This is a genomic window from Corallococcus sp. BB11-1, from assembly GCF_026626625.1.
In the GTDB taxonomy this organism is placed as follows: domain Bacteria; phylum Myxococcota; class Myxococcia; order Myxococcales; family Myxococcaceae; genus Corallococcus; species Corallococcus soli.
In genome coordinates this window covers 252,619-266,910 of the sequence record NZ_JAPNJY010000028.1, presented here as the reverse complement: position 1 = coordinate 266,910, position 14,292 = coordinate 252,619, and the positions used below count along the sequence as shown (strand labels likewise).

Genomic DNA, 14,292 nt, shown 5'->3' with positions numbered 1-14,292 from the left:
TGATCCCGGTTGGGGTGAGCAAGAAGCGGCCGTCACGCGGCCAGGGCGCCGGAGGCCAATGCCTTGCGCCGGTTGCGCCAGAAAGGGGCGTCAGGCCACCGCCGCTCCTCCCGGTAGTAGTGGTCCCGCGTCCGCAGGTGCTCCACGAAGCCCTGACGCACCCGGGCCGCATAGGCCCCGAGCGCGTCCGCACGGCCCCGCAGGTGCTGCTCCAGCGACTCGGCCGCCAGCAGCGCGGAGCCGAGCGCCTTGGAGATGCCCTGGGACGACAGCGAATCAAAGGCACACGCCGCGTCGCCCACCGCGAGCCAGTGCTCCGCGTGGACACGGTCCAGGCAGGCCACGGCGGCAGGCACCGCGCGCGGGGGCTCGCCGCTGAAGTCACACGCCTCCAGCCGCTCGCGGGTGGCGGTGGTGCGGGCCAGCAATGACAGCCAGGTCTCCTGCCCCCGCACGCCGCGCAGGGACTCCCCGTCGCCCATCAGCCCGACGACGACCCGCCCTCCGGGCAGCAGCGCGGAGTACCACCAGCCCTCCGGGCGGGATTCCACCAGCGCCTGCGTGCTGAAGGCCGCGCCCTGCCGCAGGCGGAAGTCGCCGTAGAGGGCGAAGCAGCGGTCCACCACCTGCCGCCGCGCGCCCTGGGACGTGGCGAAGGCGGCCTTCCACCCGGTCGCGTCCACCACGAAGCGCACCCACAGCGTGGTGGGGCCTTCCACCGGATGCGACAGGCGCAGCCGGAAGCCCTCCGGGCCCAAAGCCTCACACCCCTCCACGGTGGTGCCGGTGCGCACGGAGCCCCCGCGCTCCGCGACCTGGGCGCACAGGCTCGCGTCGAAGCGGGAGCGGTCCAGGTGCCAGGCCGACCCGAAGGGAGACATCAGCGTGTCGTGGTAGCCCACCGTGGCGGAGCCCCAGCAGGACGCCGTCCCGCGCGACGGCAGGTGCCCGTCGCGCAGGAAGCCGCCCCACACGCCCAGCCTCGCCAGGGGCAGCCGGGCGTCGGGGGGCAGCGTCTCTCCAATGCGGGGGGCGTCATGGGTGGTGCGCTCCACCAGCGTGACGGACAGCCGCGTCTGGGCACGCAGGGCGAGCGCCACCCCCGCGCCGGCCGGCCCTCCCCCGAGGACGGCGACGTCGCAGTGGGTGTCGCTCACGGCAGGCTACCGTCCGGCAGCAGCAGGCGCTCCACCTCGATGTAGAGCGGCGCCGGATCCTCCGCGCTGGAGGGACCCTGGTCCGCCGGCTGGGCGTCCTTGCGGGCGAGGATGAAGCCCAATCCCTTCCATTTGTCGACCATGTCCTCGTCCTTTTCGAAGTTGATGTCGAAGGGACGCGTCCAGTAGCCCTGCTGCCATTCCTGGTTCGGGCCCAGGTAGCGCACCTCGTAGGGCCGCTGCGACGGCCACCACCACAGGGACGTGTTCTGCACGACCTGCTGGGAGCACTCGTTGAAGTCCGCCTGCCACGGCAGGGCCATGTACTTGGTGGCATCCCCCGGCTCCAGGCCCTGGCCATCATGGGGGTTGGTGTCCCAGCGCAGGCCCGGGCCGGCGAGCGCGCGGTGCTTGAAGCGGAACGGCTCCATGAAGAAGTTCGCGTCGCGGGCGATCCAGGTCATCTCGATGCCCGGACAGAAGGGCCCGCCCACGCAGTTCTCCAGCACGCCCCTGTCCAACAGCTGCCCCGGGGTGGGCGTGGCCGTGCTGGGGGTGTCGTCGTAGAGGCCCTTGCTGAACTGGCTCAGGAAGAAGTACTGCGTCCGCGTGAGCGTCAGGAACAGCCGGGTGTCCTGGTCCGTGAGCGGGTTGTCTCCCGCCATCTTCGGCATGCGGCCCGGATAGTCATTGGGGGAGTTCGGGTCGCGCACGTACTTCATGAAGTTGTGGTTGGCGGTCTGCTGCCGGGGGAGCTCCGCGTGCGCGTCCGCCCCCTGGTCGTTGACGCGCGCGGTCCAGCGGTAGTCATTCGGGCGCTGGAGGATGGGCAGGATGTCCGCCTGGAAGTTCGGTTTGTAGCCGTCGTTGAACGTCCCGCCCTTGCAGAACTCCGGCTCCAGGTCGCGCTGGGTGATGAAGGTGTCGCGCAGCGTGTCGTACAGCGTGACCATGTTGAGCAACTGGGGCGCATAGGCCGGTGGGGCCACCATCATCCACGCTGGAGACACCACCTCCACCCGCGCGCCTCCCTGGAGGATGACCGTCGCGGTGACGGGACCGTCCGACGTGTCGTCCCACCAGAAGTTGTTGTTGGCGTAGGTGTCCAGGCGCGGCTGAATGGTGGCCTGCCCCTTCATGAAGGCGACGGTCGCGTCGACGTCGTCCGGGCAGTTGAGCGGGTCCTTCCTCAGCTCCGCCTTCATGGCGTCGGAGAGCGCGTCCCACGTCGGATAGCACTGGTCCGCCACCGGCCTGAGTTCGCCGACGCACCGGATCATCGTGGCGCTGAGCGTCGGGTCATCCGACAGGATGTTGTCAATCAAGCCGTTGGAGAGGTTCCACAAGGCCGTCGTGCCGGAGTGCCCATGGCCGCCCACCGTGTAGAGGTAGCCCTGGTCATCCGCGATGGCGCTCCCCAACGTGGTGATGTCATTGTTGTCGGGGAGGAGGCCCGTCGCGGGGAACGTCTGGGGATAGCTCCGGCCCTGGGGGTCGTCCTTGGAGAACTCCGCGCGCGGCGGGTGCTGGTTGTTGCCCCGGCAGGCCACGGTGCGGGGCCCCGGGTCGATGATGAGCGCGTTGCGCCCCGCCGCGTCCTTCGTGCGCGGGTTGCGCAGCGGGTGCGTGGCGTCATACGTGCCGTCCGCGCCCAGCTGCTGCTGGAACTCGTACCAGGCCGCCTTCTTGTTCGCGACGTGGACGGTCCACTCGATGTCCACCACCCCGTCGACGCCCGGCTGGATGCGCTTGCCCGGGGCGGTGGGGTTGGAGGGGTCGAACGTGTGGATCTGGAACCGGGCCGCCTGCCGACGGATGCCGCCGTGCACGTCGCGGAAGCGGGTCACGTCCCCGCCGGTCCGCTCCTGGGGCAGCCCCTTGGCCGTCTCCGGCCCCAGGTAGTAGTCCTCGCTGTCCCCAACGCGGGCCACCCCGATCGCCGGGTGGATCCTGTAGCTCATGCCCATTGCAGCCCTCCTCCGGTATTGGCGGGGAGTTCTGCAATTCACAGGCCTTCCAGTTGAAGACTGGACTTGAGGAAGTGCGCGGGTTTGCGGGCACCTCCTGTCAGTCCTGACACGTCAGCGCGGGGGCTGACAGGTCAAGGGGCAAGGGCTGACACGTCAGCCTTTGACGGGCTCCTCGCCAGGCGCCTCCGCTCCGGAGCCCAATCCCAGGGCCTCGCTCGCGATATCCCATGCCCAAGGGCCGTTCCCAGGCATAGGCTTGCCCCGTGGCCACGAGTCCCCCGCTGCTGGATGACATGCTCCTCTTCACGGAGGTGGTGACGACGGGCGGCATCACGTCCGCGGCGGAGCGCCTGGGCCTGCGCAAGTCGACGGTGAGCCGCCGGCTGGCCGCCCTGGAGGAGCGCCTGGGCTCGCGGCTGCTCGAGCGCAACACGCGGCGGCTGCGGCTGACCGAGGCGGGCCGCGAGTACCACGCGCACTGCGCGCGGCTCGTCGCCGAGGCCCGCGAGGTGAACGCGGCGCTCAGCGAGTCGCGGGGCACGCCCCAGGGCACCCTGCGCATCGCCACGCTGTCCCTGCTGGGCGAGCTGCTCACGCCCGTCATCGCCGAGCTGCTGCTGCGCCAGCCCCGGCTGCGCGTGGAGGTGTCGCTCGCGCAGACGCACGTGGACCTGGTCGCGGAGGAGTACGACCTGGCGCTGCGCACCGGGCCGCTGGCGGACTCGTCGCTGGTGGCGCGCAAGCTGGGGCGGGTGCGCACGGGCTGTTATGCGAGCCCCGCCTACCTCAGCCGCCACGGGACGCCCCAGTCCCCGGAGGAGCTGCGGGCCCACGAGTGCGTCCTGCTGGCCGAGCCCGGCACCGACGAGGTGTGGTTCTTCGGGGAGGCAAGGACGGCGCGCACGGTGCCGGTGACGGGGCGCCTGCGCGTGCCGAGCGTGCGCGCGGGTCAAGCGGCGGCGCGCGCGGGGTTGGGCATCGTGAGGCTGCCAGCCTCACTGGTGGCGGACGACGTGCGCGCGGGCCTGCTCGTCCCGGTGCTCGCGTCCGACACGCCCCCCGGCCTCCCCATCTTCGCCGTCTACCCGAGCAGCCGGCAGCTCCCCCTCAAGGTCCGCGCCTTCCTGGCGTTGCTGTCCGAGCGCAGCGCGGCGCTCCCGTGGGAGGAGGGCTAGAGGGCTCCTGGCGGAACAGTGCGTTTCGCGCGGGAGCCTCGTCCCGCGCCCTGCCCGCGACTACATCCTGCCGTGCACCCCGGGCGTGCCCCACGCGGGCGCGCCCTTCACGGAGGATGGGACATGGCTGGGTACGTCATCGAGCTGGGAGACGCGGAGTTCAAGCGCGAGGTGCTGGAGGCGACGGAGCCGGTGCTGGTGGACTTCACGGCCACGTGGTGCCCGCCCTGCCGGGTCCTCGCCCCGGTCATCGATTCGCTGGCCTCCGAGTACCAGGGGCGGATGAAGGTGGCCAAGCTCAACGTCGATGACCACCCGATGACGCCAGGGCAGTACGGCGTCCGCGCGATGCCCACGCTGCTGTTCTTCAAGGGCGGCAAGGTGGTGAGGCAGATTGTCGGCGCGCTGGCCCGGCCCAAGCTGGAGGAGGCCGTGCGCCAGGTGCTCACCGCCTAGAATCAGAGTTGGAAATGCAACGAAGCAACTGCGCCGGGGGGCGGCGGGAGCGTCCGACCTCCGGCACGCCGGGATAAAACCTCCCCATGAAGTTCCTAGGCGAATTGGACGAGTCCTCACTCGGGCGGACGCAGCGGTGCAACCGGCGCCTCACCGACCCGAACCGCCTGCAGGCCATCCGGGACACGGGGCTGATGGACACGCCCCGGGAAGAGGCCTTTGACCGCCTCGCCCGGCTGGCGGCGGAGATCCTCAAGGTCCCCTTGACGATCATCTCGCTGGTGGACGCCGAGAAACAGTTCTTCAAGGCGGACTTCGGCCTGCCGTCGCCCTTCCGGGAGACCCGGGAGCTGCCCATCGACGCGTCGCTGTGCCGGTACACGCTGGAGGGGGAGTCCATCATCTCCTCGAATGCGCCCGCCGACCCCTTCCTGAAGTTCCACCCGTCCACGGGGCCCTGGGGGATCGTCGCCATCATCGTGCTGCCGTTGATCAACCCGGAGGGGCACGTGCTGGGGACCTTCTGCTGCATCGAGCCGAAGGTGCGCGAATGGACCCAGCACGAGCTCACGGTGATGCGGGAGATGACCGCCTCCATCATGACGGAGATCAACCTCCGCAATCAGATCACGAAGCTGAAGACCGAGCAGAACCTGCGGGACACCTTCGTCGCGGCGCTGACGCATGACCTGCGCACGCCCCTGACGGCGTCGAAGCTGGGCGTGCAACTGCTCGCAAGGCGCCATGGGGAGCTTCCGGGGGTCCAGGCGGCGGTGGCGCGCGTGACGCAGAGCCTGGACCGCGCGGAGCGAATGATCCAGGACCTGCTGGACGCCAGCCAGGTCCAGGCCGGCAGGCGGGTGTCGCTGAAGGTGAGCGAGTGCGACTTCCACGCCATCGCGGTCCAGGCGCTGGAGGAGCTCTCAGCCGTCTATCCGGAGCGCTTCGTCCTGAAGGCGGGAGGCCCGCTCAACCTCGTGGCGGATCCCATTGGCCTGCGTCGCATCATCGAGAACCTGGCCTCCAACGCGGCGAAGTACGGCGCGCCGGGCACCCCGATTGAGGTCGTGCTCGGCCGGAGCGGCGAGCACGCGACGCTCCAGGTCATCAACCAGGGCAACCCCATCGCCGGGGACGAATTGCTGAACATCTTCGAGCCCTTCCACCGCTCCCGCTCCGCGACGGAGAGCGCGCAGAAGGGCTGGGGGCTGGGGCTCCCCCTGGTGAGAGGCTTCGCGGAAGCCCACGGGGGGAAGGTGACCGTGACGAGCTCGGCCGAGGCCGGGACCTGCTTCACCATCACCCTTCCCCTCCAGGCGACTTCGCCGGAGCTGTTCCCGGCCCGGGCCCGGCCGGAACACGGTAAAGAGGAGAAGCCCACGGGCTTCCTGAGCTGAAGCGGTTTGAACGGACCCACCATGAAAATCCCCAGACTGCTGCTCCTGACCCTGCTCGCCTCGACCCCGGCGTGCGACGAGAAGGAGAAGCCCCGGACGGCCTCCAGCGGAGCGGCCCAGGCCATGACCCAGGTGCCTCCCAACGGGAAGGTCGTCGCCCACAAGATGTTCGACGACAAGTTCCTGGAGATGGCGACCCTGCCCCTGCCAGACAACTGGGTCTTGAACAACGGCAAGGCCGCCATGAGCGGCCCGGGCAACGTCAACGTCTACATGTTCCCGCTCAAGACGTTCATGTATTCCAATGACCCGATGATGCAGCAGTTGTCGGCGAGGACCGGCAACCCGATGCGGGTCTTCACCTCCATCGAGGACGTCATCCAGCAGGACCTGGTGCCCGTCGCCCAGAAGGATGGCGCGAAGCTGGTGAAGCAGTACGACGCCCCGGAGATCGCCGCGTCGGACAAGGGCTTCTCGGACCTGCTGTACAAGGTCGGCCCCGTGCGACAGCTCTTCCTGTCACGCGTGACCGAGTGGATGGACAAGAAGGGCAATCCCTACATGATTGTCATCCACCTGAGCGCGAACGACCTGGGCAACATGGTCAGCTGGAACTACTACTGCCACGCGCTGGACGCCCCCAAGGAGCGCTACGAGCAGAGCAAGCAGGTCGTCCTCCATGCCCTGTCCAACACCCGCTACAACCCCCAGTACGTCCAGGCCTACAACCAGAACGAGATGAACAAGGAGCGCCAGAGCTGGGCCGCGCATAACGAGCGCATGCGGGCCAACAAGTCGGCCTTCGAGGCACAGCAGCGGGCCTTCCATGAGAAGAACGACGCCATCAACAACATGATCGCGTCCAACCAGGCCGACCGCGACGCGGCCTCGGACCGGAACCACAACCGGTTCATGAACTACATCAAGGACGAAGAGACGGTCAGGAACCCGTCCAACGGCAAGCGCCACCAGGTGGAGACCGGCGCCCGGCAGTACTGGATGAACGACCGGGGAGAATACGTCCCGTCGAATGATCCGAACTACGATCCGAACCGGGACCCCTCGCGCAACAACCAGCAGTGGCGCCTGGCCCCCGCGGAGGAATGAGCCAGGCGGCCAGGGGGTGGAGGCCGCGTCAGGGCTCCACGTACTCTCGGGGCCGGTAGTTGAGCCGCACGGCCTCCGTCTGCCCATGCAACAGCGGGTCCTGGTAGATGCAGCGCTGCTCCGGCAGGTCGTCGCAGCCCCGGGGCATCAGCCTGCTCACGACCTCCTGGATGAGCGCATCCGACATCTCCGTGTCAGCGAAGTGCGTGGACCGGGCGTGGATGAAGCGCGAGAGCGCCAGCGGCGCGACCCAGGACGTGGTGGTGAAGGTGATGGGGTGGATGTCGACGCCGAAGCCGTCCACCTGCAGCAGGGGGGTGCTGTTGTGGGCAAAGGGCCGGGAGGGCAGCACCCCGGTGTTCACGTAGAGGTCGACGTTGGACCGCCCCGGCCAGCCTTCAATCCGTGAGGAGGGGCCGCGGCCGTCGGGCCCCAGTCCGGAGTCGAGCGCGGTGAAGAACCCCACGCGCAGCCGGTTGGGAAAGGCCTCCGAGGGGAGGTCGAAGGGGTTGTCCTGGCGGTTCGCCGCGTTGATGGCGGCCTGGGCGGCGAAGACCCCTGGCGTGTTGAACAGCGCGTCGTAGATGGGAGCGTAGGCCCCCAGTTTCTCCCGCAGCACCGTGTCATCCGGGCGCGTGGGCCCGCAGGCCGCCGTCCACTCCTCGCGCATCGATTCGAGCGTCACCCCGGAGCTCAGGTTGACGAAGCGCACGCGCTGCGCCCCCATCAGCCCGCGAAGCTGGGCCGCGACGCCTTCGGCCTTGGCGCGGAGGCGGTGGAGGGCCTCCGGTGTTCCAGAGGCATCACAGAGTTCCTCCAGCGCGAAGGAGCGGAAGCTCAACGTGTCGAGCAGCACCAGGGGATGGTGGGGGTTCGCTTCGACGAGCAGTGAGAGCACGAAGCTGCCATGGCCCGCGTTGCCGGCCTCATGGAACCCGTAGGTCGAAGCGAGCGGCTCACGCAGCTCGCGAAGCTGCTCGGCCGGATGGAAGTCGGGCGTCGCGAAGGAGCCGAGGGTCTGGAAGAACGTGACCGGCGCCCGCCAGGAGAAGGACACCGGCCCCACCACGCCCTGGGGGTCCACGCGGAAATACCCCTGGATGCGATTCTTGTAGCGGATGGCCCGGGGAGGCAGCGCGGGAAAGTCATCCACGATGAGGATGGCCTCACCGGTGTCCTGGCCCATCGCGAACTGTTCGGGGTCGAAGGCGAAATCCCCCCAAGCGCAGGAGGAGACGTCGGGCTCCTCCCGGAAGCATCCGTCGGCCTCGATGGCGGCCCTGGCCGATTCGAGCCTCCTCTTCAGCACGGGGTCCATCTGCTGACTCAAGGGCGGCTCCCGTGGCGGAGGCGTCGGGAGGACGTCTTCTCCGCAGCCGGCGAGCATTCCCAGGAGGAGGACGTTGAGCAACGGTCGGAGGGGACGCATGGAGCCTCGGGGCGCATCCAGTCGGGCCTCCTGGCGAGGGGAGAGGACCATTGCGTGGATACGCTGCACGCTGTCGGGATGGGTCGCGGAAAGATTCCGGTCGGCCGTAGAGTGCCGCGCCGAAGGATGGCGGTGGGAGCGGCCGGCCCCACACGAAAGGTCAGGAACATGGTGCATCACGGACAGCGTGTCGGTCTCTTCATGGCGCTCACGGTGGCGACGGTCCTCCTGGGGACTCCCGCACACGCGGAGGGCAAGGCGAAGCAGGCGCAGGCGGAGGCCTCCACCGCGAAGGCGGACGCCGGCGCCTCGGGCGAGGACGGCGGCGCGGCCGCCCTTCCGGAGACAGGCGACGCGAAGGGGGGCTCCACCGCGAAGGGTTCCAGCCGCTGTTCGGGCAAGGCCACCTTCTGCGGCGTCTACTCGCGCACCTTCTGCAGCAGCCAGCCCGGCTGCTACTACATGTTCGCGACCAACATGTGCGGCGGCCTCCCCATCAAGTGCGAGACGGCCACCAACGAGGCGTACTGCACGAAGATCAAGGGGTGCTCCTGGAAGTAGCCGGGGCCTCCGGGCATGGCGGGCCGCGGGCCAGGGCCCGCCGCGAAGAAAGCGGTGAGGGGTTCAAGGGGCGGGCTTCGTTGGGCGTGGGGAGATGGGCCCGTGGCGGGCCGTCTGCCCAGAAAGAGCCCCCATGCGACTTCGCTACCTCCGCCGCCTCGCGCTCACCGGACTCGTGTTGCTGGCCCCCGGGTGCATGACCGGCCCGCTCAACGGCACCACCACCGACGACCCGGTCCAGGGCAAGACGTTCGTCTTCCAGGGTTACCACAACCGGCCCTCCACCCCCGTCCAGTTGCAGGTCCTCAAGGACGCTTCCGCCGACCCTTTCCTGGAAGCCAACTGGGTCGTCTTCGCCAACGCCGTCACCAGCAGCACGGCTTCCCATTACAACAGCCCGGATCCGCTCTACGCCTGGAGCGTCAACGGCACGCCGGTGACCACCAACCCCGCCACCGCGCCGCGCTGGCCCACGGGCGGCGTGATGCGGGTGCGGGCCCTGGCCCTGGACACGGATGGCGCCAAGGTCCTCACGACCTTCGATGACGTGACGTTCTCCGCCTGTCTGGGTGAGCACGCGGGCGAGGCCTGGTCGGACGTGGGGGCCGCGTGCGAGGGCATGGGAAGGACCCAGGCCGCCGTGGTGTCCACCCTCCTCAACCCCGTGGACTCCGCCACCCCTCCGGACTTCCTGGGCCGCAAGGGGGATGGCAGCATCGCGGAGACGAACCTGTACTACGCGAAGATCCAGGCCCCCGCGACCCTCAATGCCTTCCTCACGAAGTATGGCTTTGGCGCGCCCGACCTCACGGCCACCTACTACAACGACGGGGACCTTGGCCTCGGCCGGGAGATGCACTGTCGCTACTTCACCACGCCCTCCGGAGAGACCGGCGCCGCCTGCTACGTGAAGAACTACGCCGCGCGCGACAACGGGAAGGTCGTCTTCGGCGGCGATTCCAACGTGGCGCTCCAGGACGCCGTGGCGCGCACGAACTCCTTCGCCACGGTGGCCATGGTGTACCAGCCGCCCGCGAACAACCCCAACAGCGTGCAGTTCATCGTCTACGACGCCCTGGGCGCCCGCACCCCCGAGGCCGTCCTGGACAACACGGGCCGCCACAAGACCGTCCCCAACAACTGCCTGAGCTGCCACGGCGTGAACGCGACCTACGACGCGAGCACCCACACCGTGTCGGGCGCGAGCTTCCTGCCCTTCGACGTCTTCAGCTTCCGGTACTCCTCCGCCACGGGCTTCACGTCCGCGGCCCAGGCGAGCGCGCTGCGCCAGCTGAACAACCTGGTGAAGCGCACGGAGCCCGCGAAGGGCGTCGACGACTTCATCCAGGGCATGTACGCGCCCCTGCAGGTGGCCAACCCCACGGCCGTCGCCAAAGACACGTACGTGCCCGTGGGCTGGACGGGCAACGGCAAGAAGGACGTGGGCCTCTACAACGGCGTCGTGAAGCAGTACTGCCGCACATGCCACATGTCGGCCTCGTCCCCTTCCCTCGACTTCCTGGAGGCCGACGACTTCACGGTCCACAAGGCCACCATCAACGCGGAAGTCTGCGGCACCACGAAGGTGATGCCCCAGGCCGAGCACGTGATGAAGAAGTTCTGGGACAGCGGGGCCCGCGCGTACCTGGTCACGGGCCTGGGATTGCGCACCGCCTGTAAACCCTGACCCTCCCGTCGTCGTTTGAGGCTGACTCCCCACGCACGAGAGGCGATGCACCGAACGCGTGCGTGAAGCTCGTCGTGAAGGGGGACAGGTCCCCGAAGCCCGCATCGAGCGAGACCTGGGTGACGGGCAAGCGGGTCGTCCGCGGCGTGGTGGCGGCGACCCGCGCTCCCTCAGCGGCGGCGACGGGGCGTGGGCTTGGGCGGGCGCAGGTCCGACTTGCTCTTCGGCAGCTTCGGCCCCGAGGCGAGGTCGAACTCGTAGGTGGCGCCGAGCAGGACGCGGAACTGGTAGATCTCCCGCAGGTCCTCGGTGACGGCCACGCCCGCGACGGCCTCCAGCACCAGGCCGGGGAACGCCTCATGGCGCACCATGGGGAGGATCTCCACCTGGGCGGCGTTGTCCCGCCAGACGGGGGTGATGACGTCCTCGAAGTACAGGCGGCCCACCACCTCCAGTCCCAGCATCGTGAACTTGTCCAGGTTGTAGGTCGCCGCCACCGCGAGCTGGAACGCGTCCGGGACGTCGAAGTCGGGCAGGGTGTCGCGGTCGCGCGTGCCCTGGTGGAGGTAGCTGCCGTTGAACATGAAGCGCAGGTCCTTGTTCGCGCGCAGCTCACCGACGAGGGTGCCCTCCCAGTCCCAGGTGCCATCGGACAGGCTCGGGAGGATGCCGTCCTCGTCGCTCGGTCCCGTGGGCAGCGTCACACGCCCATAGGCCGCCAGCGCCGCCGTGCTGGACTCCAGGAACGTCCACTGCAACCCGAGCGGGATGTCACCGAAGGCGACCTTGAAGTCGTCTTCTCCGGGCAGCCCCAGCGCGAGCAGCTCCACGTAGAGGTTGGCCTCCAGGTTGTCGACGATGCCGAAGCGCAGGCTCGGTGAGATCTGCTGGTAGGGCTGCGACTCGTCCAGGTCGAGCGCGAAGAAGCCCTGGTAGCGCAGGCCCAGCTCCAGGTTGCCGCTCTTGGTGGTGGACGCGGTGCGCGTCACCATGGCGCGGTAGGGCCGGGCCCACGCGCTGGACGCGCAGAGCACGGCGGCGAGGAAGACGAGACGCAGGCGGGTGTGCATGCGGTGGGACCCTAGTCGACGTCACCGTGCCCCCGAACAAGGTCCGCTCGGAGTGCACAGATGCACTGTCGCTCCCCTTCTCCATGGGCATCCGCGGTCCTCGGGCGTTAGGCTCCGCCGCCTTCTTCTCCCACAGGTGAGCACCCCATGAGCCACGGCCTCTACGACATCCCCCTCACCGCCATTGACGGCACCGCGAAGACCCTGGGCCAGTACAAGGGCAAGGTCCTGCTGGTGGTGAACGTCGCCTCCAAGTGCGGGCTGACCCCGCAGTACGAGGGGCTGGAGAAGCTCTACGAGCAGAAGCACGCGCAGGGCCTGGAGGTGCTCGGCTTCCCCGCCAACGACTTCCTGGGCCAGGAGCCGGGCAGCGAGGCGGAGATCCAGGAGTTCTGCAGCCTGACCTACGCCGTGAAGTTCCCGCTGTTCTCCAAGGTCACGGTGGTGGGCGAGAAGAAGCACCCGCTCTACCACGCGCTCACGAACGCCCTGCCGGATGCCACGGGGGAAGGCCCCATGCGCGCGAAGCTCAAGGGCTACGGCCTCGAAGCCAATCCGAAGCCGGAGGTGCAGTGGAACTTCGAGAAGTTCCTCATCGACCGGGAGGGTCGCGTCGCGGCCCGCTTCGCCCCGGACGTGACGCCGGACGATCCGCGGATCGTCCAGGCCATTGACGCGGCGCTGGCGAAGCAGGCCTGACGCCAGGCGCGCAGACGCACCCCAGACTCCACGAAGGGAGTGAACACCATGGCTGAGATCACGCACCGCACGGTCAAGACCCACGGCATCCACCTGCACCTCGCGGAGGCGGGACAAGGCCCCCTCGTCCTGCTGCTCCATGGGTGGCCGGAGTCCTGGTACTCGTGGCGCCACCAGCTCTCAGCGCTGGCGGACGCGGGCTACCACGCCGTCGCGCCCGACGTGCGCGGCTACGGGCAGAGCGACAAGCCCCAGGAGATCGAGGCCTACAGCATGAAGCACCTGCTGGGGGACTTCGTGGGCCTGCTCGACGCCCTGGGGGAGAAGACGGCGGTGGTGGTCGGCCATGACTGGGGCGCGGCGATGGCGTGGACCTGCGCCGCGCTCCACCCTGACCGCTTTCGCGCGGTCGTCGGCATGAGCGTCCCGCACATGGGCCGCACGCCGCTGCCGCCGACCCAGCTCTTCAAGCATGTCTTCGGCGAGAAGTGGTTCTACATCCTGTACTTCCAGGAGCCCGGGGTCGCCGAGGCGGAGTTCGAAGCGGACATCCCGAAGTCGGTGCGCCTGATCCTCGCTGGCGTTCCCAGCTTTGATCCCCAGTCACCGCTGGTGCAGGCCCGGAAGCCGGGCGACGGGTTCCTCACCGGGGTGGCCGCTCCCGAGACGCTGCCCTCCTGGCTCACGGAAGAGGACATCGCGTACTTCGCGAAGGAGCTCGAGGGCAGCGGCTTCCGGAGTGGCCTCAACCGCTACCGCAACATGGATCGCGACTGGGCGGAGCTGCCGGAGCTGGCCACGGTGAAGATTGAGCAGCCCGCGCTCTTCATCATTGGAGAGAAGGACCCCGGGCGTGCATTCGCCCCCATCGACCCCATGAAGGCGCTGGTGCCCAACCTCCAGGAGCCGCTCGTCATCCCGGGCGCGGGCCATTGGATCCAGCAGGAGCGCGCCGAGGAAGTGAACGCCGCGCTGCTGGCCTTCCTGAAAGCCCTGCCCGCCTGAACGCGGGCCCACGAAGGAAGGCTGAATGCCATGTTGAAGGGGCTCGGAGACGTCCTCTGGGACCAGGAGATCCAACCGTCAGATAACCCCCGGGGCGCGGTGCCCCGGGCGCTGTGCGCGCTCGCGGCCTCAACCCGCGAGACAGGTAACGAGGCTGGCATCCGCGTCCGTTACTCGCTCGGGAACGCCCACGCCGGGACCTACTTCCCCGTGGTCCTGGCGGTCATTCCCTTCCTGGGGGAACTCCTGCGAGAGGGGGGCACCCACGCCCGTATCGAGACGCTGGAGATCCTCATCGATCTCCTTGCTTCATACGAGCCGGAGCAGGGCTTCGATCTCGTGGAGACCGCTGGGGGACTTCGTCCGCTGAAGGAGCTGGTCAGGGAGAAGATCGCCGGACTGGAGGCGGACGTGGAGCGCTGTCTCACGGCGGCCACGTCTCCGGATGAAGTACGACCCGCCCAGGAGATCCTGTCCGTGCTGCGTGACTGACCTGGCCGAAGGCCTCCCGGAGGATTCCCACCCCCTTCCAGAGGCAGCAGCGGGACTGAGCACCACGCCCTGCTCCGCACCGGAGCA

At 68.9% G+C, this 14,292-nt stretch carries 13 protein-coding genes; 9 read left to right on the top strand and 4 right to left on the bottom strand.

Going from position 1 to position 14,292, the window contains the following annotated elements:
- Positions 1-32: 32 nt before the first annotated feature.
- Both OV207_RS22630 and OV207_RS22625 read right to left on the bottom strand, forming a co-directional pair.
- Entirely contained in the window at positions 33-1,157 is a 1,125-nt protein-coding gene (locus OV207_RS22630) for a tryptophan 7-halogenase (protein WP_267557176.1), read from the bottom strand.
- Positions 1,154-3,118 (bottom strand): LodA/GoxA family CTQ-dependent oxidase, encoded by a 1,965-nt coding sequence (locus OV207_RS22625; protein WP_267557175.1) that lies wholly within the window; start codon positions 3,116-3,118, stop codon positions 1,154-1,156. Before OV207_RS22625 ends, OV207_RS22630 begins: the two co-directional genes overlap by 4 nt.
- A gap of 272 nt (positions 3,119-3,390) precedes the next feature.
- Here OV207_RS22625 and OV207_RS22620 point away from each other — a divergent pair, with 272 nt between their 5' ends.
- The 4 genes from OV207_RS22620 to OV207_RS22605 all read left to right on the top strand — a co-directional run bounded on the left by OV207_RS22620 (position 3,391) and on the right by OV207_RS22605 (position 7,262).
- Complete coding sequence (locus OV207_RS22620; RefSeq protein ID WP_420715255.1) at positions 3,391-4,302, top strand: LysR family transcriptional regulator; 912 nt, start codon at positions 3,391-3,393, stop codon at positions 4,300-4,302.
- Positions 4,303-4,425: 123 nt separating this feature from the next.
- Positions 4,426-4,758 (top strand): thioredoxin, encoded by a 333-nt coding sequence (gene trxA / locus OV207_RS22615; protein ID WP_267557174.1) that lies wholly within the window; start codon positions 4,426-4,428, stop codon positions 4,756-4,758.
- Between the two features lie 86 nt (positions 4,759-4,844).
- On the top strand, positions 4,845-6,155 hold the full coding sequence (locus OV207_RS22610) for a GAF domain-containing sensor histidine kinase (protein ID WP_267557173.1): 1,311 nt from the start codon (positions 4,845-4,847) through the stop codon (positions 6,153-6,155).
- 21 nt (positions 6,156-6,176) lie between these two features.
- A complete protein-coding gene (locus OV207_RS22605; RefSeq protein ID WP_267557172.1) occupies positions 6,177-7,262 on the top strand; it encodes a hypothetical protein in 1,086 nt (361 codons plus the stop codon).
- Between the two features lie 28 nt (positions 7,263-7,290).
- Here the strand turns inward: OV207_RS22605 and OV207_RS22600 are convergent, their stop codons facing one another.
- Positions 7,291-8,580 carry a hypothetical protein gene (locus tag OV207_RS22600; protein WP_267557171.1) on the bottom strand — a complete coding sequence of 430 codons (1,290 nt, stop codon included), beginning with the start codon at positions 8,578-8,580 and terminating at the stop codon, positions 7,291-7,293.
- Between the two features lie 279 nt (positions 8,581-8,859).
- Between OV207_RS22600 and OV207_RS22595 the strand changes: the two genes are divergently transcribed.
- Both OV207_RS22595 and OV207_RS22590 read left to right on the top strand, forming a co-directional pair.
- Positions 8,860-9,252: a hypothetical protein gene (locus OV207_RS22595; RefSeq protein ID WP_267557170.1), complete on the top strand. Its 393-nt coding sequence runs from the start codon at positions 8,860-8,862 to the stop codon at positions 9,250-9,252.
- 133 nt (positions 9,253-9,385) lie between these two features.
- Positions 9,386-10,939 (top strand): hypothetical protein, encoded by a 1,554-nt coding sequence (locus tag OV207_RS22590; RefSeq protein WP_267557169.1) that lies wholly within the window; start codon positions 9,386-9,388, stop codon positions 10,937-10,939.
- 170 nt (positions 10,940-11,109) lie between these two features.
- On the opposite strand, the gene OV207_RS22585 is transcribed toward OV207_RS22590, so the two are convergent.
- Positions 11,110-12,009, bottom strand: a complete 900-nt coding sequence (locus tag OV207_RS22585; RefSeq protein WP_267557168.1) for a transporter — start codon at positions 12,007-12,009, stop codon at positions 11,110-11,112.
- A gap of 147 nt (positions 12,010-12,156) precedes the next feature.
- On the opposite strand from OV207_RS22585, the gene OV207_RS22580 reads away from it, so the two are divergent.
- The 3 genes from OV207_RS22580 to OV207_RS22570 are packed head-to-tail and all read left to right on the top strand — an operon-like array spanning position 12,157 to position 14,205.
- Positions 12,157-12,708, top strand: coding sequence for a glutathione peroxidase (locus OV207_RS22580; protein ID WP_193428210.1), 552 nt, complete (start codon positions 12,157-12,159; stop codon positions 12,706-12,708).
- Positions 12,709-12,756: 48 nt separating this feature from the next.
- Positions 12,757-13,713 (top strand): alpha/beta fold hydrolase, encoded by a 957-nt coding sequence (locus OV207_RS22575; protein WP_267557167.1) that lies wholly within the window; start codon positions 12,757-12,759, stop codon positions 13,711-13,713.
- Positions 13,714-13,743: 30 nt separating this feature from the next.
- Positions 13,744-14,205 carry a hypothetical protein gene (locus OV207_RS22570; RefSeq protein WP_267557166.1) on the top strand — a complete coding sequence of 154 codons (462 nt, stop codon included), beginning with the start codon at positions 13,744-13,746 and terminating at the stop codon, positions 14,203-14,205.
- Positions 14,206-14,292 lie beyond the last annotated feature (87 nt).